The organism is Stenotrophomonas sp. YJH_SMC_138 (genome assembly GCF_059369855.1).
The window spans coordinates 604,296-624,405 of record NZ_JCAFTB010000001.1; the positions used below are offsets into that span (position 1 = coordinate 604,296).

Below are 20,110 nucleotides of genomic sequence, written 5' to 3' on the forward strand. Positions count from 1 at the left end.
ACACACCCGTGCCAACCAAGGTTGGCACCTACCAGGCGCGGGCTGTTGGCACCCGCTCGAAGCAGGCAGTGGCGGGTTCATTGCAGGGGTCAGAGCCCATTGCGGCGCAATGGGATCCGACCCCGCGGTACCGATCAGCGCCTACGCGGCTTGCCTGCCGGGCGGAACTGCTGGCCCTTGCCCTTCTTGCCGCCGCGCTCCTGCGCGGTCTCGGCCTGGCGTACCGCCAGCTTGGCGGCAGCGGCAGCCACTTCTTCCTTCAGCTTGAAGTAGTTCAGCAACCGGCTTTCTTCGATCTCGCCCGCCTCGATCGCCGCACGCACCGCACAGCCGGGTTCCTGCTGGTGCTTGCAGTCGTTGAAACGGCACTGTGCGGCCAGCGCCTCGATGTCGGCGAAGCCACCTTCGGACAGCGTCTCTTCGCCGGTCGGCTTCAGCTCGCGCATGCCCGGGGTGTCGATCAGGCAGGCGCCCGTCGGCAACGGCATCAGCGCGCGGTGGGTGGTGGTATGGCGGCCACGCGAATCGTTGGCGCGCACCGCGTTGGTCTTCATCCGCTGCTCGCCAAGCAGGGTGTTGGTCAACGTGGATTTGCCGGCACCGGAGGAACCGACCAGCACCACCGTGCGGCCCGGGCCCAGCCACGGTTGCAGCACCGCCACACTGTCGGCATCCAGGCCGTTGATCGCATGCAGCGCGATGCCCTGCATCTCCAGCTCTTCCAGCACCGCCAGCGCATCCTCGCTGTACTCGGTCTGGTCGGCCTTGGTCAGCACCACCACCGGTTCTGCACCACCACCGCCGACCAGCAGCAGGTAGCGCTCGATGCGGCGCGGATTGAAGTCGGCATCCAGGCCGCAGACGATGAACACCGTGTCGATGTTGGCCGCGATCACCTGCTGGTGGTAGTGCTCGCCGGCGGCGCCACGCTTGATCGCGGTGCGGCGTGGCAGCAGCGCGACAATGCGGATGCCGTCCAGCAGCACCCAGTCGCCCACTGCAGGCCGCTCGTGGCTGGGGAAGCGCGGGCGCTGCCATTCCGGCAGCGATTCGGCCTTGATCGACGCATCCGGGCCATCGGCCACCACGTAGTGGGTGCGGTGCTGTTCGATCACCCGCGCCGGGCGGGCCTGCGGGTGCGCGGCCATCACGGCCTGCCAGTCGGCCTGCTGCGCCGGGCCCGACCAGGGCCAACCGATGGTCTGCAGGGCGATGAAATCGGGGGTCTGGGTCATCGCCGCCATTCTACCTGCGCCGGCGCCCTGCCAGCCCAGCAATGACAAGCCCGGCACCCTTGCCATGCACTGCAGCAATTCCGGTAGGATGGAATCCCCATGCCTTTTGACGGCCCAGCCCCCATGTCCACCATCTCGCCCAAGCCCCTGGCCATCCGCGAGCGCCTTTCCGAAGTGCGCTACGAAATCCGCGGAGAACTGGCGCGGCGAGCCCGGGAGCTGGAGGCGCAGGGCCGCAAGCTGATCAAGCTCAACATCGGCAACCCGGGCAACTTCGGTTTCCGCGCGCCCGAGCACCTGCAGCGCGCGATCGCCGATGACATGGGCCGCACCGATCCATACACCCACCAGCAGGGCCTGCCGGTCGCACGCGAAGCCATCGCGGCGTACTACGCCCGCCGTGGCGCACCGGATGCGCACCCCGACCGTGTGTTCGTCGGCAACGGCGTCAGCGAACTGATCGACCTGTCGCTGCGCGCATTGCTCAACCCGGGCGACGAAGTGCTGGTGCCCTCACCCGACTACCCGCTGTGGTCGGCCTCGACCATCCTCAACGATGGCCGCCCGGTGTACTACCGCTGCGCCGCCGAGAACGGCTTCCAGCCGGACCCGAGCGAGATCGAGACGCTGGTGTCCTCGCGCACCCGCGCCATCGTGCTGATCAACCCGAACAACCCCAGCGGCGCCAGCTACCCGCGTGAACTGCTCGAGCGCGTGGTCGAGATCGCGCGCCGCCACAACCTGCTGCTGCTGGTCGATGAGATCTACGACCAGATCCTGTACGACGATGCGGTATTCGAGCCGGTCGCGCCGCTGGCCGGCGACCACCCGTGCCTGACCTTCAGTGGCCTGAGCAAGGTGCACCGTGCCTGCGGCTGGCGCGTGGGCTGGGCCCACCTCAGCGGCGACGACGCGCGCCTGGGCGACTTCCGCGCCGCGCTGGACCTGCTCGGCGCGCTGCGCCTGTGCGCCAACGTGCCGGGCCAGTACGCCATCGAAGCCGCGGTGAACGGCCCGGACACCATCTCCGAACTGTGTACCCCGGGCGGCCGCCTGTATGAAACCCGCCGCGCGGTGATCGAAGCCTGCGAAGCCAGTGAGCACCTGTCGCTGGTCGCGCCGGCCGGTGCGCTGTACGCGTTCCCGGCCGTGGTCGGTGCCGCCGCCAAGGGCTTCGACGACCACAACTTCGCGCTGGACCTGATGAACAATGAAGGCGTGCTGGTGGTACCGGGTTCCAGCTTCAACGTGCCCTACCGCCATCATTTCCGCGTGACCCTGCTGCCGGAAGCCTCGGTGATGCGCGATGTGTTCGCCCGCATCGACCGCGTGCTGGCCCGCCGTGCCGAGGACGCGACCAAGGTCGTACCGTTGAAGCCGCGCCGTTCGGTGGCCTGAGCCGTGGCGCTGTCCTACCTGGCGCTGGGCGATTCGTACACCATCGGAGAAGCCGTTGCCGTTGAAGGCCGCTGGCCACACCAGCTGGCCGCCGCCCTGCGTGCGCAGGATGTGGCGCTGGCCGACCCGCAGACCATCGCCACCACCGGCTGGACCACCGACGAGCTGGACGCCGGCATCGATGCGGCGGTACCGCAGGGCCCGTTCGATTTCGTCAGCCTGCTGATCGGCGTCAACAACCAGTACCGCGGCCGGCCGCTGGACGAGTACCGCGTACAGTTCCAGGCCCTGCTGCAGCGGGCGATCGGCTTTGCCGGTGGCCGCCCCGGGCGTGTGCTGGTGCTGTCCTTCCCCGACTGGGGTGCAACCCCGTTCGGTATCGGCAGCGGCCGTGACCTGGCCGCGATCGAGATCGAGACCGACGAATTCAACGCGGCCGCTGAAGTGATCTGCACCCAGCAGGGCGTGGCCTTCGTCGACATCACCGACATCAGCCGTGACCACGGTGGCGACCCGGCGATGATCGCCGACGACGGCCTGCACCCTTCAGCACGGATGTACGCGCTGTGGAGCGCGCGCGCGCTGCCGGTCGCCGCCCACCTGCTCGGCGGAACGGACTGACCCGATGGATGGCACGCCACGGAACGGCCAGCCCCTGCCCTGCACACCCTTGAGCGCCGCGCAGGCCCGCGCGATCGCCGAGGCATTCCGCCCCGCACACGCCTGGGCCAGCCGCCGCGACTACTACTACACCCGCAGCAAGCTGGGCAGCGACCCGCTGTATGACGGCGTGCTGCAGCACCTGCCTGGCGACGGGCAACCCGTGCTGGACCTGGGCTGCGGGCTGGGCCTGTTCGCCCACGTGCTGCGCCAGCGCGGTGGCTGCCAGCCCTATCTGGGCGTGGACGTGGATGCCGGCAAGATCGCCCGTGCCCGGCGTGCCGCCACGGGCCTGCCCGCTGTGCGCTTCGACTGCCTGGACGTGCAGGCGCCGCTGCCGGCGCAGGCCGGGCATGTGCTGCTGCTGGATGTGCTGCAGTACCTGGACGCGGGCCCACAGCAGGCACTGCTGCGTGAGGCCAGTATGCGGGTCGCTCCCGGCGGCCGCCTGCTGCTGCGCACGCCACTGGCCACCGGCGATGGCCGCGACCGCACCACGCGGGTGGCGGACCGGCTGGCCTGGCTGGTCGGCTGGATGGGCACGCGGCCGCGCCACTACCCCGACCCGCAGGTGCTGCAGGCGACACTGGCCGAGGCTGGATTGAAAGTGACGGCCCCGCGCCCCCTGCACGGGCGCACGCCGTTCAACAGCTGGTTGCTGGTGGCCGAACGCCCCGCGTTGTAGCGCCGAGTGCAGCATGTGCCGGCGCTACGCTACAGGATGATCGCCAACCCTTGTAGCGCCGAGCCCATGCTCGGCTGCTCCACACCACCAGGGCCCGGCGTTACGGAACCGGCAGCCGCGCCTTCAGCCCCCGCTCGTCCAGCGCCTGGAGCACGCGTTCGATGATCGCCAGGTTGTGGCCGTGGGCGGCCCCCTCATGCAGCAGCACGATGGCGCCCGGGCGCAGGTCCGGCAGCAGCCGCGACAGCACGCCCTCCGGCGTGCAGCCGACACCGTCGTAGCCACGGGCGCTCCAGCCCACGCGCACCAGTCCCAGCGCCTTCAGCACCGGCGCCACGAACGGATTGGTCATGCCCACCACCGAACGGTACCAGCGCACCGGGCGGCCGCTTACCGCCTGCAGCGCATGCTGGCAGCCCTCGATCTCGGCACGCATCGCTGCCGGGCCCAGCCGCCAGAAGCGCGCCTGCGGATGGCTGTGGCTGTGGTTGCCCAGGTCGTGGCCGCGGCGCAGGATCTCCTGCACCAGCTCCGGCTGTGCCAGCGCACGCTCGCCCACCAGGAAGAAGGTGGCGCGGGCCTGGTAGCGGTCCAGCAGGTCGAGCACCGCACGGGTCTCCGGGCCGGGACCGTCATCGATGGTCAACCAGACGCTGTTTCCGGCCTCTCCCATCCGGCTCAGCACCGGCGCGTAGAAGCGGCTGTTGGGCAGGAATACCGGCACCAGGAACAGTGCGTGGCTGGCCACCATCACGGGCAGCCCCCAGTGCCAGCCGGCCAGGGCCCAGACCAGGATCACGGCCAGCTGCGACGCCACCAGCCAAGGCAGCCAGCGCCAGGGCCGGGTCGGGATGCGATGCAATGTTCCTGCGTTGCTCATCCCCCATGATGCCATGAGGGGTAGAATTGATGATTCGAATTCCCGGAACCCCGACGTCCATGTCCCTCGATCCTGCCCTGCGTTCGCGCATCGAATCCATCCTCAACGCCAACCGCGTCGTGCTGTTCATGAAGGGCCAGCCGTCGATGCCGCAGTGTGGTTTCTCGGCCAAGGCCGTGGGCGCCCTGCAGGACCTCGGCGTCGAGTTCGCCCACGTCAACGTGCTGGCCGACCAGGAAATCCGTGAAGGCATCAAGGCCTATGGCGACTGGCCGACCATTCCGCAGCTGTACATCGACGGCGAACTGGTCGGCGGCAGCGACATCGTGCTGCAGATGGCTGCCAGCGGCGAGCTGAGCAGCGTGCTGGGCCTGGCCGCGCCGGACCGTACCCCGCCGAGCATCACCGTCACCCCGGCGGCCGTGGAAATGCTCAAGGGCGCGCTGGCCGATGCCCCGGGCGCTGCTCTGCAGCTGTCCATCGACGCCGGTTTCCAGCCGAACTTCCAGCTGGCCCCGCACGACGAAGGCGCCATCGCCGCCGAGTCCAACGGCCTGCGCGTGCAGTTCGACCTGGCCAGCGCCCGTCGCGCCAACGGCATCACCATCGACTGGGTGGACGACATCCGCGGCAAGGGCCTGGCCATCGACAACCCGAATGCGCCCAAGCCGGTGCAGGAAATCAGCGTGCGCGATGCCGACGACCTGGTGCGTGCCGGCAACATCACCCTGGTGGACGTGCGCCCGGCCGACGAGCGTGAAATCGCCGCCGTGGGCGTGCCGTTCAAGACCTTCGACGGCAACGGCCGCGCCGCGCTGGAAGCCCTGCCCAAGGACACCGCGCTGGCCTTCATGTGCCACCACGGTGGCCGCAGCGCGCAGGCCGCCGAGCAGTTCCGCGCCCTGGGCTTCACCAAGGTGTTCAACGTCACCGGCGGCATCAACGCCTGGTCGGAAGACGTCGACAACGGCGTGCCGAAGTACTGATTGAAGGCCCGGGGTCAGAGCCCTTTCCTGCGGAAAGGCGATCTGCCCCCTAAAAAGGGGACGGAGGGAATTAAGTCGTTTGTGGCAAAAACGACTTAATTCCCTCCGTCCCCTTTTTCTTAGCCGGCGAAACCGCCTTCGGCCAGGTAGTCCAGTTCTTCCGGTGAGGGAATGCGACCCAGCACGGCGTTGCGGTGGGGGAAGCGACCGAAGCGGCGTATGATGTCGCGGTGCAGCTCGGCGTACTGCAGGTATTCCTTGTCGCCCAGCACGTCGAACATCGCCACCGAGCGGTCCTGGTCCAGCGGATCCTCGGAGTGCTCGAACGGCAGGTAGATGAAGGCGCGCAGCTTGGGCACCAGCTGCAGGTCCAGGCCTTCCTCAATGGCGCGCATGGCGTAGTGCCGGGCCAGGCCATCGGTGGCGTAGGAATGGGCGCTACCGCGGAAGCAGTTGCGCGGGAACTGGTCCAGCAGCAGCATCAGCGCCAGTGCGCCCTCGGCACTGCCCAGCCAGTGTTCGCGCGCGCGCGAGGCGGCTGCGAAATGCTCATCCAGGAACAACTGGCGGAACTGCGCGTCGAACGCATCATCGCGGGCGAACCACTTCGCAGGGCCCGCCTCTTTCCAGAATTCCACCACGTGCGCGGCAACGTCCATCACCTACTCCCCAGGGCCGGCGCGCCGCGCCAGGCCATCATCATCATTCGTCGAAGCGCAGGTGGCGGACCGACTTGCCGTTGCGCCGGATAAGCTTAAGCGCCTCGATACCGATCTGGATATGGTTTTCCACGAACTGGGAGCTGACCTTGGCATCGGAGGCCTCGGTCTTGACCCCATCGGGGATCATCGGCTGGTCCGACACCAACAGCAGTGCGCCGCTGGGAATGTGGTTGGCGAAGCCAGCGGCGAACACGGTGGCGGTTTCCATGTCGATGGCCATGCAGCGCATCGCCCGCAGCCGCTCCTTGAACGCCTCGTCGTGCTCCCAGACCCGGCGGTTGGTGGTGTAGACGGTACCGGTCCAGTAGTCGTGGCCGAGATCACGGATCATGGTCGAGACCGCACGCTGCAGCGCGAACGCCGGCAAGGCCGGCACTTCCGGCGGCAGGTAGTCGCCCGAAGTGCCCTCACCGCGGATCGCTGCGATCGGCAGCACCAGGTCACCCAGCTGGTTCTTGCGCTTCAGGCCACCGCACTTGCCCAGGAACAGCACCGCCTTGGGCATCACCGCCGACAGCAGGTCCATGATGATCGCGGCATTGGGGCTGCCCATGCCGAAGTTGATCATGGTGATGCCATCGATGGTGGCGCTGGCCATCGGCCGGTCCAGGCCGATGACCGGGGCGCCGGTCAGCGCGGAGAAGGTGTGCAGGTAGCCGCCGAAATTGGTCAGCAGGATATGCTGGCCGAACTGGTCCAGCGGAACGCCGGTGTAACGCGGCAGCCAGTTGTCGACGATTTCCTGTTTGCTCTTCATGCCCGGTCCGGTTCTGCAGGGGCGCCATTGTAGGCAACGCTGCGCCTGCCCTGCCACACAAAGAGAAGGGGCGGCCCAACGGCCGCCCCTCCTGGTTTCCCTGCGGGAGCCGGTGGCTTAGAAACGCACCGACCAGCGCAGGTTGGCACCGTGGTCGCGGCTTTCGTCGCCGAACTGGCCGCTGTAGCCCAGTTCCAGCTGCTGCTTGGCGGTCAGCCAGGCCGAGAGGCCCAGTTCGGCCACCACCGCGCTGTCGGCGATGGGTGCACCGTTGACCACGAAGCTGTCACCGCCGGTGGCAAAGCCCAGGCGGGCCGACGGGTTGCGGTCGCCGCTGGCGTGGCGGTACGCCACCGCGCCGCGCACGTGCAACCAGCTGTCCTGCTGGAACGAGGCCTTCAGGCCCTTGTCGAAGCGCACGCCGGCCGTGGCCAGGGTGGTGCGCACGTCGTCCACCGAACCCTGCAGGGCCGCAGCACCGCCACGCTCGTTCACGTGCTTGGTGTCCACTTCCACGCGGGCCACCTGCACGTACGGCTCCAGGCCAGCCTCGCGGCCACCGAAGCGGTAGGCCGCTTCGATGAAGGCCTGGCGGGTACGCGCGTCGTAGCGGGCGCTCAGGGTGTCGCTGTAACCGGCGAACGCCAGCTCACGGGTACTGTCCACATCGTGTTCGCTCCATGCCAGGCCGCCACGCAGGCCGAAACCGCCCCAGTTGTGGCTGGCGTAGGCGCCGAAGTGGGTGTTGTCCACCTTCGACCTCGCACGGCGCCCTTCGCCCTGCTTCACGTCGGTGCGGCCGGTACCGGCCAGCACGCCCACCTGCCAGCCGCCGAACTCGCGGTCGGCACCGACCAGCAGGCCGTTGCTGTTGGCTTCGGTGCGGGCGGTGTTGGTGTTGCCGTCCAGCGTGGTGCTGCCGGCCAGGGCCTGCACCCACACACCGCTGGCGTCGCCGCCTTCGGCACCCGGTGCAGCGGCACCGGCACGGCGGGCCAGCGCGGCATCACGCACGTAGCGGCTGCCTTCCAGCAGGGCCGCGCTGGTGGCGGCATGCAGTTCGCCGCTGAGGCTGTCCAGTGCGCTGCCCACCTGTTCCGGGAACAGCATGGTCAGCGGACGCGGCAGGCCCTGGTTGACCGCCAGACCGTCGACGACGGTGGCCACGGCCAACTGGTTGGCGGTGGTGGCCGCGGTAGCCAGCGCGTTGCCGCGGGTCACTTCAATGCGCGCGCCGGCGGCGGAGTAGGCCAGGCCGAACTGCAGGAAGGGCGAGAAGGCGCTGAAATCGGTGCTGGCGAACCGACCGTTCACCCCGCCGTCGGCCTGGATGAAGTTGAACTGCTCGCCCAGGTAGTAGGTGCCCGGTTCCGGCAGCGCCACCAGGGTGCCGCCCAGGGTGGCGGTGCCGGTCACGTGCAGCTGGTCGCTGCGGCTGCCCGGGGCCACCTCGGCCTGGTACACGCCAGTGGCGGTCTGCACATAGTCACCGTTGATGGTGAGCGTGCCGATGGAGTTGCCCGGAGCGATGATGCCGGCCACGGTGGTGTTTCCCAGCTGGCCCACGCCCTTCAGCGTGCCCTTTTCACCCACGAAGGTGCTGCCGCCGGTCTGCACGCCGTTGAAGGACACCACGCCGCCGGTGACGGTCAGGTCCGAGCCGTCCAGCACACCGGTGGCGGTGATGCGGCTGCTGCCGCCCAGGCTGTTCAGCGCTGTGTTCTGCAGGGTGCCGTTCAGCAGGAAGGTTCCGCCGGTCACGTCCACGGCGCTGGTCAGCGTGTTCACGCCGTCCAGTTCCAGCACGCCTTCGCGCACCACCGCGCCGTTGAAGCTGTTGTCGCCGCTCAGGCGCAGCCAGCCGATGCCGCTCTTGGTCAGTTTGCCCGGGCCGCCGATGTCATTGGTCCAGTCGTCCCATGCATCACCTTCCCACACCTTCAGGCCGCCGGCCTTCTGGTTCATCACCACATCGGTGTCCACGCGCAGCGAGCCGTAGCCTTCGACGGCCGCAGCCAGGTTCATCAGGCCCCAGCCGTAGACATCGTCCACGCCTGCAGCACCCAGGTCGGTGGCGGTGGTCAGCAGCACGTCGCGCACCTGCGCGCTGTCCAGGTACGGGAAGCGCTCGAACAGCAGGCCCAGCGCGCCGGTGACGTGCGGGGCGGCCATGGACGTGCCGCTCAGTTCCTCGTAATCGGACGACGGGGTCTGGCTGATGATGTCCACCACCAGGTTGCCATTGTCATCGTAGAAATCACCTTCGATCACCGAATCGGGACCGTACACGGTCGAGTTGATGTTCGAGCCGGGCGCGGCGAGGCACCAGTTCGCCGCCAGGCCACAGCGCATCGAGCGGTTGCTCAGCTCCAGGTCCTGATTGACGTTGACCACGGCCAGCCAGTACGGCTCGACGTCGGCGACGGCGCGCGGCAGCGAGGCATACATGCCGGCAATCGGCGCTTCTTCCGGCGAAGTGTTGGGCGAATCGGTGTTGCCAGCGGCCCATACCTGGATCAGGCCGCTGCTGCGCGAACCTTCGGCCATCGCAGCCAGACTGGCGGCGAACACCGGGTGCGACTGGTACATGTCCAGGTCTTCCGCTGTGGTCGGCTCGTTGGCCAGGCCCCAGCTGTGGTTGATGGCGCGCACACCCTGCTCGTTCATCTGCGCATACAGCTGCGGGTAGATCGAATCGTCGGCCTGGATGGCGGCGATGGTCTGTTCGTCCAGATACAGGGAACCGCCGATATTCACCACCGACAGGTAGGTGGCGCTGTTGGAGAACAGGCGGGCCACGCTCAGGTCGGCGCCGAAGGCAACACCGTGGGTGCCGTGGCCATCACGGTTGGCGGCGATGGTGCCCGACACGTGGGTACCGTGCACGTTGTATCTCAGGCCTTCGTAGAAGCCATTGCGCTCCAGCAGATCGGCATAGTCCGGGTCGAGCAGCTGGTAGGACACGGCCACCTGGTCACCGTCGCTGGCGAAGCAGGCGTCCGGGCCACTCAGCACTTCGCGCGCGCACAGGCTGCCATCGGCCAGCACGTCGGCCAGATGGATGCTGCGGTGGTCCTTGCCGGCGAACTCGTCGTGGTCCAGGCCGGTGCCGCTGTCGAACACGCCCAGGCGGATGCCGGTGCCGGTCAGTCCGCGTGCGTAGGCCACATCGGCGTTGATCGCCTGCAGGCCCCAGTCGCTGTTGAATTCGGTGGTGCGCCAGCTGGCGGCATCACCCGGCTTGCCCATGATGGGTTCCGGATCGACTTCCACATCGGCGGCGGCGACGGCCAGCGACGGCGAAGCGGTGAGGACCGGTGCGGCAAACGCGGCCTGCAGGCTGCGCTGGAACTGGTAACGCGACAAGGCGTCTGCGTTGCTGTCCTGGGCCAGCGCCGGCAGAGCGGCGGCCATCAGCAGCGAGCCAACAATGGCCGAGGCCAGGGGTGAGGGGAGGATCGAGCGGCGGGAAGCGGTGGAGCGATACGACGGGAAGACAATCATCTGCAGTTACGTCCTTGATTCCTTGAAATATTTCAGGTGCAGCTCCGTCATGGAGCAATGGAAAGCACACCTCACGGCGGGTCAGCGCTCGCTGTCCCACCCGTTGGTAGCGGCAGGTGTCACAAAAAATTAATGCTTCGTTCAGAATTTTTGTATAGGAAAATCCCCACCCCTGCCCCTGCCCAAGGTCACTTGGCAAGTGGTATCGACGACGGATAGCGTCGGCGGATTCACGCGTGGGTTGGGGATCTCTGCATGGCATCGATGGTGTTGCGCGCCGCTCTTGGGATGGCGCTGGTTTCGTTGAGCACGGCACCGGCGGTGGGCGCCTCGCGCTTCGTCGCCGATCCCTACCCCAGCACCTACCGGGCGCATCCCGATGCGCCGGTGCTGATCCAGAACGCCACCGTGCTGACCGGCACCGGCCAGCGCCTGGACAACGCCGACGTGCTGCTGCGCGAGGGCCGCATCGTCGCCGTGGGCCGCCAGCTGCAGGCCGATGCCGGGGTCACCCGCATCGATGCGCGGGGCAAGTGGGTCACCCCGGGCCTGATCGACGTGCACTCGCACCTGGGCGTGTACCCCAGCCCGGGCGTCGGCGCGCACAGCGACGGCAACGAGATGACCGCACCGGTCACCGCCAATGTCTGGGCCGAGCACTCGGTGTGGCCGCAGGACCCGGGCTTCGCTACAGCCCTGGCCGGAGGCGTGACCAGCATGCAGGTGCTGCCTGGCTCGGCCAACCTGGTCGGTGGCCGTGGCGTGACCCTGAAGAACGTGCCGGCCATCACCTACCAGGCCATGAAATTCCCGGGTGCTCCGTGGGGGCTGAAAATGGCCTGCGGCGAGAACCCGAAACGGGTTTACGGCGAAGGCAAGGGCGTCGCCCCGGCCACGCGGATGGGCAACGTTGCCGGCTACCGCGCCGCCTTCATCGATGCTGCCGACTACATCGCCAAGAACAAACCCAAGCCGGCCAAGCGCAAGGGCTGGTTCGGCAGCGACAAGGGCGACAGCGCCGGTGATGCCGGCGGCAAGCGCGATCTCAAGCTGGACACGCTGGCCGGCGCGATCGAAGGCGACATCCGCGTGCACATCCACTGCTACCGCGCCGACGAGATGGCCACCATGCTCGACCTGGCCAAGGAATTCGGCTTCAAGGTGGCGGCCTTCCACCACGGCGTGGAGGCCTACAAGCTGGCCGACCGGCTGGCCGCCGACGGCGTCTGCGGTGCGCTGTGGGCCGACTGGTGGGGCTTCAAGATGGAAGCCTTCGATGGCATTCCGGAGAACATCGCACTGGTCGACCGGCCGAAGAACAGCTGCGCCATCGTCCATTCCGATTCGCCCGAAGGCATCCAGCGCCTGAACCAGGAAGCGGCCAAGGTGATCGCCGCCGCGCGCCGCGCGCACATGCCGGAGATCACGCCCGAACATGCCATCACCTGGATGACGGCCAATGCCGCCAGAGCGCTGGGCATTGAAGGCCAGACCGGCACCCTGGAGGCCGGCAAGATGGCCGACGTAGTGGTGTGGAACGGCAACCCCTTCGGTTCCTACGCGCTGGCCGAACAGGTCTTCATCGACGGCCGCCGCCTGTACGACCGCAGTGCGCCGGCAGCGACGCCGCGTTCCGATTTCCAGCTCGGCCAGGAGGTGCACTGATGGGCGCGTTGAACAAGCGTCGCCGGGCTTGGCTCGGCGCTACGGTCATGGTGCTGGTCTACCTCTCCGCAGCTGCGCAGGCGCAGGACCTGCTGGTCCGCAACGCCACCGTACATACGGCCAGCGCGCGCGGCAGCCTGCAGCACGCCGATGTACTGGTGCAGGGCGGCATCATCCGCGCAGTCGGCAACGGGCTGTCCGCACCGGCCGGGGCCAACGTCGTCGAGGCCGATGGCCGCCCGCTGACACCCGCGCTGTTCGGGGGCATCACCGAGATCGGCATCGAAGAAGTCTCCGGTGAAGCGAGCACGGTCGACAGCACGCTGAAGATCGGTGAACAACCGTTGCGCCCCGAATTCGATGTCACCCTGGCCTACAACCCGGCCTCGGTGCTGATCCCGGTGGCGCGCCTGGACGGCATCGGCTTCACCGCCCTGGGGGCCGCCACCGGTGGCGGCTTCGTCGCTGGCCAGGGCGGTGTGATGCGGCTGGACGGCAGCGCCGATCCCCTCGGGCCGCGCGCGCTGTTCCTGCGCCTGGGGTCGGCCGCAGTGGAACTGACCGGGCATTCGCGTGCGGCGCAATGGATGCTGCTGCAGCAGATGGTGGACGAGGCGCGTGGCCAGGTCGCCGCGGACTCACCGCATGCGCTGCTGACCCCGGCCGGGCGCCGCACGCTGGGCCGCTACCTGGCCGGCCAGGGCCGCATCGTGGTGGAGGTGGACCGTGCGGCGGACATCCGCCAGCTGCTGCGCTGGGCCGCCCGCGAGAAGGTGAAGATCGCCATTGCCGGTGGCAGCGAAGCCTGGCAGCTGGCACCGGAGCTGGCCGCCGCGCAGGTGCCGGTGTTCGTCGACGTGCTGTCCAACCTGCCGGCCAGCTTCGACCAGATCGGTGCAACCCTGGAAAATGCGGCACGCCTGCAACGGGCCGGCGTGGCGGTCTCGCTCGTGCAGCGTGGTGACGCCTCGCACAACGCCCGCAAGATGCGCCAGCTGGCCGGCAATGCCGTGGCCAATGGACTGCCCTGGGCCGACGGCCTGGCCGGCCTGACCCGGGTGCCGGCGCAGGCGTTCGGTGTGGCCGACCAGATCGGCAGCATCGAGCCGGGCAAGCGTGCCGACCTGGTGCTGTGGGAGGGCGACCCGCTGGACGTGGCGCACTATGCCGAACAGGTCTGGCTGGGCGGCCGGGCGATGCCGATGCGCTCGCGCCAGACCGAGCTGCGCGATCGCTACCTGCTGCGCAACGCGCAGCCCTGACCGCATTGAAGGACACCACCATGGCCACCCTGCGCTGGTATTTCGACTTCGTTTCGCCGTACTCCTACCTGCATTGGCAGAAGCTGAAGCAGCTGCCCGAGTTCCCGCGGATCCAGCCGGTGCCGATCGCCTTTGGTGTCGTGCTGCATCACTTGGGCAACCTCGGGCCGGCCGAGATTCCGGCCAAGCGCCGCTTCATCTACCGCCAGCTGCTGTGGACCGCGCAGGCCGAAGGCACACCGCTGCGGTTCCCGCCGGGCCACCCGTTCAATCCGCTGTCTGCCCTGCGCCTGTGCCTGGCCGCGGGTGGCAGCGCGCAGGCGGTGGACGTGCTGTTCGACTGGATCTGGCGCGACGGCAATGCCGCCGACAGCGCCGAGGCCCTGCGCGAACCAGCCGCGCGGCTGGGGATCGAGGATGTCGCCAGCGCCATCGCGACTCCCGCGGTCAAGGAGCAGCTGCGGAGGAACACCGAGGCCGCCATTGCAACCGGCGTGTTCGGCGTGCCGACCCTGGCCATCGATGGCGAACTGTTCTGGGGCAACGACGCCCACCCACTGATGGCGGCGGTGCTGGCCGACCCGGATCTGCTGCGGCAGCCCGAATGGCAGCGCCTGGCCGAGCTTCCGGTGGCCGTGCAGCGCAGTCGCTGAACAGGGCGTGCCGCGTTTCCCTCGCGCGCCACGCCAGAATTTGAGATAGATTTCACATTTCCGAACCTACAACCGCCCTGGAGGGGGAGCCGCGGATGCGCATCGGAATCGTCGTCGACTCGGCCTGCGACCTGCCGCAGGACTTCATTGCCGAGCACAACATCGTGCTGCTGCCGATCACCGTACGGATCGGCGAAGCTGTGCTGGCCGATCATCGCGATGAGCAGGCCACCCTGAGCTTCCTGCACGCGCATGTGGCCGAACATGGCGCTGAAGCGGAAACCATCCCCTTCAGCGTCAACCAGATCCGCGACCTGTTCCTGCAGCAGCTGGTGATCGATTACGACCACGTGTTCTGCATGACCATCACCAAGACCCGCAGCCCGATCCACGACAACGCGCTGCAGGCCAGTTTCGCCATCCTCAACGATTACAAGCCGGTGCGGCAGGCAGCGGGCTACAACTCGCCGTTCGCGCTGCGCGTACTTGATACCCAGAACCTGTTCGCCGCGCAGGCCGTGACCGCGGTGGAGGCTGTCCGCCTGCGTGACAGTGGCGCCAGCGTGCAGCAGATCCGCGAACGGCTGGAAGAACTGGCCGGCAACGTGCACGGCTACATGATCACCCGCGACCTGTACTACATGCGCGCACGCGCGCGGCACAAGGGCGACCGCAGTGTCGGCCTGCTCAGCGCGGCACTGGGCAGTGCACTGGACATCAAGCCGGTGCTGCACGGCTACCGTGGCGAGACCGGGCCGGTGGCCAAGATCAAGGGCTTCGACAGCGCCGTGCAGAAGCTGTTCGCGGTGGTCGGCCAGCGCGTGCGTGCCGGGCTGATGACGCCGACGGTGTGCGTCAGCTACGGCGGCGAACTGGACGAGCTGCGCAGCCTGCCCGGCTATGCACAGATGAAAGAGGTCTGCACCGGCCATGGCGTGACCGTGTACGAATCGGTGATGAGCCTGACCGGCATGGTCAACGTCGGCAAGGGCGCGGTCACCGTGGGATTTGCCGATGGGCCGCATCGGTTCGAATGAGCGCTGGCCACGGCAGGAATCTGCACATCGATTCCACCCCGACTGTGCCAGCCTTGCCGCACTTCAAGGAGAACTCCATGCCTGCGCAGTACCACATCAGCCTGCCCGATCCGTCCAAGGCCCGCGGCAACGACCCTGACCTGTCCTTCCATTCCCAGGGCGCCGCCGGTTTCGCCGAAGAGCTGCAGGATGCCCTGCGCAGCGGCACGCTGTTCGAACGCTGGAAGGCCAAGCAGCCCGACCCGGATGCGGTGGAACCGCAGTGGGGCGTGACCGACCCGGAGGCCACCGTGACCGGCGAGCAGAAGGACCTGCGCATCAACCTGGTCGCCACCACCCGCATCGACAGTGACGTGTTCAAGCAGCGCCTGCGCCTGCTGGCCGGCAGCCACTGGGAACTGCGCGACGTGCGGTAGTGCCGGCCGCTGGCCGGCATCCACACACCTCATGAAAATGCCGGCCAGCGGCCGGCACTACCAGCCACCGCCCAGCGCGCGGTACAGCTCTACGCGCGCGATCGCGGCGGCGGCCTGGCTGTTGGCCAGCGCGGCCTGGTTGTCCAGCGCGATGCGCTGGGTGGTCAGCACGTCCAGCATGTCGACCACGCCGGCCTGGTACTGCCGGCGCGCCGCCCCCAGTGCCGTCTCGCTCTCATCCACCGCCACGTGCAGCTGCACCGTGCGCTGCTGCTCGGCACTGTAGCCGTCCATGGCGTCGTCCACCTCATGCCAGGCCTGCAACACGGTACGGCGGAACTGCAGGGCCGACTGTTGCTGCTGCAGCCTGCTCAGCGCGAGGTTCGCCTTCAGCCGCCCGCCCTGGAAGATCGGCAGGCTGATCGACGGCCCGATGCTGAAACGGTGCGCGTTCCAGCCATCCAGGTCATCCAGCTGCTTGGCCTGGAAGCCTGCGTCACCATTCAAGGTGATGCGCGGCAGGAAACTGGCCTTGGCCACGCCGATGCCGGCCGTTGCCGCATGCAGTGCCGCCTCGGCACGACGGATGTCCGGGCGACGCTCGGCCAGTTCACTCGGCAGACCCACCGCCACCGCTGGCAACGCCGGCCAGTCACGGCGTGCATCCTGCAGCTGCGCGTCCAGTGCCTGCGGCGGCTGTGCCAGCAGGAACGCCAGCGCATTGCGCAGCTGCGATTCGCGATGCCGCAGCGGCGCGATGCGCGCCTGCAGCGAAGCCACCTGCGCGGCCGCGCTGGACACCTGCAGCGTGCTGGCCACGCCCTGCTTCTGGCGCGCCTCGGTCAGCCGTTTGATGTCATGCGCGATGCTGAGGTTGTCCTCGGTGATCGCCAGCAGCTGCCGCGTCGCACGCAGCTGCAGGTAATCACGCGCGGTTTCCGCCAGCAGCGCGATGCGCACGGCGTGTGCATCCTCCTCGGCCATCTGCACGCGCGCGTCGGCCGCTTCCACCTGGCGCCGCACGCGGCCCCACAGGTCCAGTTCCCAGCCCAGGCCGATACCGGCCTGGAACAGCCCGTAGTCATCACGGCCGCCGTTGCCGGACGGATCATTCAGGCCCACCTCGCTGTTGCGTGCACGCACGCCACTGGCGCTCGCGCTGACGCTGGGCAGGCGATCGGCGGCGGTGATGCCGCGCGCGGTGCGGCTCTGCTGCACGCGGTTGGCGGCCAGCTGCAGGTCCAGGTTGGCCGCCAGCACCTGGTGGGCCAGCTGCCCCAGCAGCGGATCGTCGAAGCCGGCCCACCAGGCGGCGTCCTGATCGATGGCGTTGCCGGCGACAGCCCCACCCTGCCAGTGGCCGGGCAGTTCCGCCTGCGGGCGTACGAAGTCCGGGCCCATCGCGCAGGCAGCCAGGGCCGTGCACAGGCTGGCCGCAACGAAGGTGCGGAAAACGGTAATGGCGCTCATGCGCCCTCCCCGCGCTTGTGGCCCGGTCCGTGCTGCATGCTCTGCGCACGCGCGCGGCTGCCCAGGTCAACGCTGGCTTCCACCGACATGCCGGCACGCAGCTGGTCCAGCAGCGGCTGGCCCGGCTCCAGCACGATCTTCACCGGAATGCGCTGCACCACCTTGGTGAAGTTGCCGGTGGCGTTCTCTGGTGCGACTGCAGCAAAGGTGACGCCGGTGGCTGGTGCAATGCTGTCGATGTGCCCGCGCAGCGGCGTGCCCGGGAATACGTCCACCTTCAGTTCGACCTGCTGGCCGGCCTGCATGCGGGTCATCTGCGTTTCCTGGAAGTTGGCGACCACGAAGGCGCGCTTCAGCGGGACCACCGCAGCCACCGGCGTACCCGGGGTCAGGTAGGCACCGACGCGCACTGCGCGGCGACCGACCATGCCATCGATCGGCGCGCGCAGCACGGTGTGCGACAGATCCAGTTCGGCGCGTGCCTGTGCCGCTTCTGCACGCTGCACCGCCGCCTGTGCAGCCTGCACGCCCGCGCTGAGGATGTCGGTGCGCTGGCGTGCGGTCGACAGTGCGGCCTGGCCCTGCTGCAGATGCGCACTGGCCACGGCCTGCTTCGACTGCGCCTGCTGCGCGTTCTGCACGGTACCGGCGCCATCACGGGCCAGTTCGCGGTAACGCTGCTGGTCGGCACTGGCCAGGGTCAGTTCGGAACGGCTGACATCGACGCTGGCCCTGGCCTGCGCGATCAGCGAGTCCTGCTGGGCCAGTGCGGCCTGCGCATTGGCCAGCTGCGCACGGGCATTGGCAAGGTCGGCACGCGCAGCCTGCAGTGCCACCTGGTAGTCGCGGTCGTCGATGCGGGCAAGCACGTCACCGGCCTTCACCGACTGGTTGTCCTCTACCTCCACGGCACTGACGAAGCCGGCAATCTTCGGCGCTACCAGGGTGTAGTCGGCCGCCACGTACGCATTGTTGGTGGTCTGGTGACCGCCATCGCGCAGCAGCAGCCACGCGCCGATGGCAAGGGCCAGCACGCCCAGGCCCAGGCCGGTGTTGAGAGGGGTTCGATTGATCGTCATGAGGGGTTCCTGCGAAAGGTTCAGGCCACGGCGCGTGGCGGATGGATGCGGGTGGGCATCCAGGCAATGAGGGGAATGAAGGCCAACGCCACCAGTGCGACCACCCAGTACAGGTCGGCCGAAGTCAGCGCCTGTACCTGTGCATGCAGGCGCGCGCCCAGCTGCGGGCCATCGGCCAGCCACGGTTGCTCGCCAAGGCGGTCGACCAGCACGGTGGAATGGAAATGACGGCGGCCCTGGGCGATGGCATCCAGTACGCCACCGGCGAGCACCGCAGCGAAGCCCTTGACCGTGTTGAACCAGGCCGAGGCAAACGGGCCATCCTGTGGCGCCAGGCCGCCGGTGGCCAGCATCAGCAGCGGCAGCACCGCCATCGGCTGGGCAAACACCTGCAGCAGCTGCACCCACAGGAAGTTGTCGCGGATCCAGGCCACGTCCAGGTGCGAGCCCAGCCAGCAGGCCAGTGCCAGCATCGCCAGGCCGGTGGCCTGCACCCAGCGGCAGTCCACCGCGCGGATGTTCAACAGGGCCGCCACCAGCGGCAGCGCGATCACCTGTGGCAGTGCCACCCACAGCAGCATCGGTGCGGTCTGCAGCGGCCGGTAGCCCTGCACGCTGGCCAGGAAGCCGGACGGGATCGAGATCACCGCCAGCAGCACGAACAGCACGCCACCCAGCGTGACCAGCGAGTAGCTGAGATTGCGGTTGGCCAACAACTGCAGCTTGAAGAACGGCAGCGGGTGGAACCATTCGTTGATCATGAACAGCACCATCAGGCCGGCACCGCCACCGATCATCAGCGTGATCATCGGCGAATCGAACCAGTTCAGCCGCGGGCCCTGCACCAGGCCCAGCACCAGCAGCACCAGCGCCGGCAGGCCGAGCAGCAGCCCAACGCCATCGAACTGGGCGAAGCGTTCCAGCCGCAGCGGGTCCTGTGGCAGGCCCCAGCCGACCATCGCCATGGCGGCCAGGCAGTACGGCACGATCTGCCAGAACGCCCAGTGCCAGCCCACCTGCTCGACCCAGAACGCGGCCAGCGGCGTGCCCATGCTCGGGCCGAACGTCGCCGTCAACGCGTAGCCGGCCAGGCCGTACAGCTTGATGCCAGGCGGCAGGAAGCGCAGCGCCACGCTCATCAGCAACGGCGGCAGTGCACCGCCGCACAGGCCCTGCAATGCACGCAGCAGCAGGAACACCTGCAGGTTCGGGGCGAGCGGGCACAGCACGCCCAGCACCATGAAGCCACCGATCATCGCCAGCGCGAAACGGCGCAGCGAGAACGTGGCGGCACACCACGGCGCGAAGGCCATCGCGCTGACCGACATCGCGCTGTAGAGGGCGACGATCCAGCTGCCGTCGTCGACGCTGAAACCCATCGCGCCACGGATGTCGGCCAGCGCGACCTTGGTGATGTTCTCGTTGAAGCCGGACACCAGCACCGCCAGCAGCACGCCACACAGGCCGACCAGAATGCGGCGATCGAGCCCGGGGGCGGCGGCAGGACGGGGCGCTGCGGCGGCCGGGACAGCGGCGGCCGGCGCACTCATCGCCAGGCGCCGATCCGTGCAGTGCACGGCATGTTGAGGGTCATTGGAATGCGCTCAGTGAAACTCCGGGGAGCGCAGTCTAGGGAGCCGGTACCCTGTGAAAAATGGCGTCGCCGGCATCCCAGGCGTGCGTCCAGCGCACGCCTGCGGG

At 68.4% G+C, this 20,110-nt stretch carries 17 protein-coding genes; 9 read left to right on the plus strand and 8 right to left on the minus strand.

Annotated features, from left to right (window positions below):
- Positions 1–134 precede the first annotated feature (134 nt).
- Complete coding sequence (gene rsgA / locus AC5P7I_RS02590; protein WP_262088159.1) at positions 135–1,244, minus strand: ribosome small subunit-dependent GTPase A; 1,110 nt, start codon at positions 1,242–1,244, stop codon at positions 135–137.
- Between the two features lie 114 nt (positions 1,245–1,358).
- On the opposite strand from rsgA, the gene AC5P7I_RS02595 reads away from it, so the two are divergent.
- From AC5P7I_RS02595 to AC5P7I_RS02605, 3 genes are read left to right on the plus strand one after another with little or no spacing between them, the layout of a single operon-like run.
- Positions 1,359–2,633, plus strand: coding sequence for a pyridoxal phosphate-dependent aminotransferase (locus AC5P7I_RS02595; RefSeq protein WP_142235190.1), 1,275 nt, complete (start codon positions 1,359–1,361; stop codon positions 2,631–2,633).
- 3 nt (positions 2,634–2,636) lie between these two features.
- Entirely contained in the window at positions 2,637–3,254 is a 618-nt protein-coding gene (locus AC5P7I_RS02600) for an SGNH/GDSL hydrolase family protein (protein WP_262088130.1), read from the plus strand.
- 4 nt (positions 3,255–3,258) lie between these two features.
- Complete coding sequence (locus tag AC5P7I_RS02605; protein WP_262088131.1) at positions 3,259–3,978, plus strand: class I SAM-dependent methyltransferase; 720 nt, start codon at positions 3,259–3,261, stop codon at positions 3,976–3,978.
- Positions 3,979–4,078: 100 nt separating this feature from the next.
- Here the strand turns inward: AC5P7I_RS02605 and AC5P7I_RS02610 are convergent, their stop codons facing one another.
- The gene (locus tag AC5P7I_RS02610) at positions 4,079–4,858 is read right to left on the minus strand and encodes a polysaccharide deacetylase family protein (protein ID WP_032956574.1); all 780 of its coding nucleotides are present in this window, start codon (positions 4,856–4,858) and stop codon (positions 4,079–4,081) included.
- Between the two features lie 59 nt (positions 4,859–4,917).
- Between AC5P7I_RS02610 and grxD the strand changes: the two genes are divergently transcribed.
- Complete coding sequence (gene grxD, locus AC5P7I_RS02615) at positions 4,918–5,844, plus strand: Grx4 family monothiol glutaredoxin (protein ID WP_032956577.1); 927 nt, start codon at positions 4,918–4,920, stop codon at positions 5,842–5,844.
- A gap of 119 nt (positions 5,845–5,963) precedes the next feature.
- Here the strand turns inward: grxD and AC5P7I_RS02620 are convergent, their stop codons facing one another.
- From AC5P7I_RS02620 to AC5P7I_RS02630, 3 genes are all read right to left on the minus strand, one after another.
- Positions 5,964–6,503 carry a DUF924 family protein gene (locus tag AC5P7I_RS02620; RefSeq protein WP_014648372.1) on the minus strand — a complete coding sequence of 180 codons (540 nt, stop codon included), beginning with the start codon at positions 6,501–6,503 and terminating at the stop codon, positions 5,964–5,966.
- Between the two features lie 43 nt (positions 6,504–6,546).
- On the minus strand, positions 6,547–7,323 hold the full coding sequence (locus AC5P7I_RS02625; RefSeq protein ID WP_005419211.1) for an AMP nucleosidase: 777 nt from the start codon (positions 7,321–7,323) through the stop codon (positions 6,547–6,549).
- Between the two features lie 117 nt (positions 7,324–7,440).
- Positions 7,441–10,827 carry an autotransporter domain-containing protein gene (locus AC5P7I_RS02630; RefSeq protein ID WP_262088132.1) on the minus strand — a complete coding sequence of 1,129 codons (3,387 nt, stop codon included), beginning with the start codon at positions 10,825–10,827 and terminating at the stop codon, positions 7,441–7,443.
- A gap of 255 nt (positions 10,828–11,082) precedes the next feature.
- On the opposite strand from AC5P7I_RS02630, the gene AC5P7I_RS02635 reads away from it, so the two are divergent.
- The 5 genes from AC5P7I_RS02635 (at position 11,083) to AC5P7I_RS02655 (ending at position 15,860) form a co-directional block, all read left to right on the plus strand.
- Positions 11,083–12,492, plus strand: coding sequence for an amidohydrolase (locus tag AC5P7I_RS02635; RefSeq protein ID WP_142235187.1), 1,410 nt, complete (start codon positions 11,083–11,085; stop codon positions 12,490–12,492).
- Positions 12,492–13,754, plus strand: a complete 1,263-nt coding sequence (locus tag AC5P7I_RS02640; protein WP_262088133.1) for an amidohydrolase family protein — start codon at positions 12,492–12,494, stop codon at positions 13,752–13,754. Before AC5P7I_RS02635 ends, AC5P7I_RS02640 begins: the two co-directional genes overlap by 1 nt.
- Before the next feature lie 20 nt (positions 13,755–13,774).
- Positions 13,775–14,407: a 2-hydroxychromene-2-carboxylate isomerase gene (locus tag AC5P7I_RS02645; RefSeq protein WP_262088134.1), complete on the plus strand. Its 633-nt coding sequence runs from the start codon at positions 13,775–13,777 to the stop codon at positions 14,405–14,407.
- Between the two features lie 95 nt (positions 14,408–14,502).
- Positions 14,503–15,444 carry a DegV family protein gene (locus AC5P7I_RS02650; protein ID WP_262088135.1) on the plus strand — a complete coding sequence of 314 codons (942 nt, stop codon included), beginning with the start codon at positions 14,503–14,505 and terminating at the stop codon, positions 15,442–15,444.
- A gap of 77 nt (positions 15,445–15,521) precedes the next feature.
- Positions 15,522–15,860, plus strand: coding sequence for a hypothetical protein (locus tag AC5P7I_RS02655; RefSeq protein WP_005410998.1), 339 nt, complete (start codon positions 15,522–15,524; stop codon positions 15,858–15,860).
- A 57-nt stretch (positions 15,861–15,917) separates the two neighbouring features.
- Here the strand turns inward: AC5P7I_RS02655 and AC5P7I_RS02660 are convergent, their stop codons facing one another.
- The 3 genes from AC5P7I_RS02660 to AC5P7I_RS02670 are packed head-to-tail and all read right to left on the minus strand — an operon-like array spanning position 15,918 to position 19,959.
- On the minus strand, positions 15,918–17,330 hold the full coding sequence (locus AC5P7I_RS02660) for an efflux transporter outer membrane subunit (protein WP_069117890.1): 1,413 nt from the start codon (positions 17,328–17,330) through the stop codon (positions 15,918–15,920).
- Complete coding sequence (locus AC5P7I_RS02665) at positions 17,327–18,409, minus strand: HlyD family secretion protein (RefSeq protein ID WP_262088136.1); 1,083 nt, start codon at positions 18,407–18,409, stop codon at positions 17,327–17,329. Before AC5P7I_RS02665 ends, AC5P7I_RS02660 begins: the two co-directional genes overlap by 4 nt.
- 20 nt (positions 18,410–18,429) lie before the next feature.
- The gene (locus tag AC5P7I_RS02670) at positions 18,430–19,959 is read right to left on the minus strand and encodes an MFS transporter (RefSeq protein WP_014648380.1); all 1,530 of its coding nucleotides are present in this window, start codon (positions 19,957–19,959) and stop codon (positions 18,430–18,432) included.
- Between the last annotated feature and the right edge of the window lie 151 nt (positions 19,960–20,110).

Bases quoted from the DNA above. Each gene is read 5' to 3' on its own strand.
- AC5P7I_RS02660 (WP_069117890.1), bottom strand. From the start codon at position 17,330: ATGAGCGCCATTACCGTTTTCCGCACCTTCGTTGCGGCCAGCCTGTGC.
- AC5P7I_RS02655 (WP_005410998.1), top strand. From the start codon at position 15,522: ATGCCTGCGCAGTACCACATCAGCCTGCCCGATCCGTCCAAGGCCCGC.
- AC5P7I_RS02620 (WP_014648372.1), bottom strand. From the start codon at position 6,503: ATGGACGTTGCCGCGCACGTGGTGGAATTCTGGAAAGAGGCGGGCCCT.
- AC5P7I_RS02630 (WP_262088132.1), bottom strand. From the start codon at position 10,827: ATGATTGTCTTCCCGTCGTATCGCTCCACCGCTTCCCGCCGCTCGATC.
- AC5P7I_RS02640 (WP_262088133.1), top strand. From the start codon at position 12,492: ATGGGCGCGTTGAACAAGCGTCGCCGGGCTTGGCTCGGCGCTACGGTC.
- AC5P7I_RS02665 (WP_262088136.1), bottom strand. From the start codon at position 18,409: ATGACGATCAATCGAACCCCTCTCAACACCGGCCTGGGCCTGGGCGTG.
- AC5P7I_RS02625 (WP_005419211.1), bottom strand. From the start codon at position 7,323: ATGAAGAGCAAACAGGAAATCGTCGACAACTGGCTGCCGCGTTACACC.
- AC5P7I_RS02635 (WP_142235187.1), top strand. From the start codon at position 11,083: ATGGCATCGATGGTGTTGCGCGCCGCTCTTGGGATGGCGCTGGTTTCG.
- AC5P7I_RS02650 (WP_262088135.1), top strand. From the start codon at position 14,503: ATGCGCATCGGAATCGTCGTCGACTCGGCCTGCGACCTGCCGCAGGAC.
- AC5P7I_RS02605 (WP_262088131.1), top strand. From the start codon at position 3,259: ATGGATGGCACGCCACGGAACGGCCAGCCCCTGCCCTGCACACCCTTG.
- rsgA (WP_262088159.1), bottom strand. From the start codon at position 1,244: ATGGCGGCGATGACCCAGACCCCCGATTTCATCGCCCTGCAGACCATC.
- grxD (WP_032956577.1), top strand. From the start codon at position 4,918: ATGTCCCTCGATCCTGCCCTGCGTTCGCGCATCGAATCCATCCTCAAC.
- AC5P7I_RS02610 (WP_032956574.1), bottom strand. From the start codon at position 4,858: ATGAGCAACGCAGGAACATTGCATCGCATCCCGACCCGGCCCTGGCGC.
- AC5P7I_RS02645 (WP_262088134.1), top strand. From the start codon at position 13,775: ATGGCCACCCTGCGCTGGTATTTCGACTTCGTTTCGCCGTACTCCTAC.
- AC5P7I_RS02670 (WP_014648380.1), bottom strand. From the start codon at position 19,959: ATGAGTGCGCCGGCCGCCGCTGTCCCGGCCGCCGCAGCGCCCCGTCCT.
- AC5P7I_RS02595 (WP_142235190.1), top strand. From the start codon at position 1,359: ATGTCCACCATCTCGCCCAAGCCCCTGGCCATCCGCGAGCGCCTTTCC.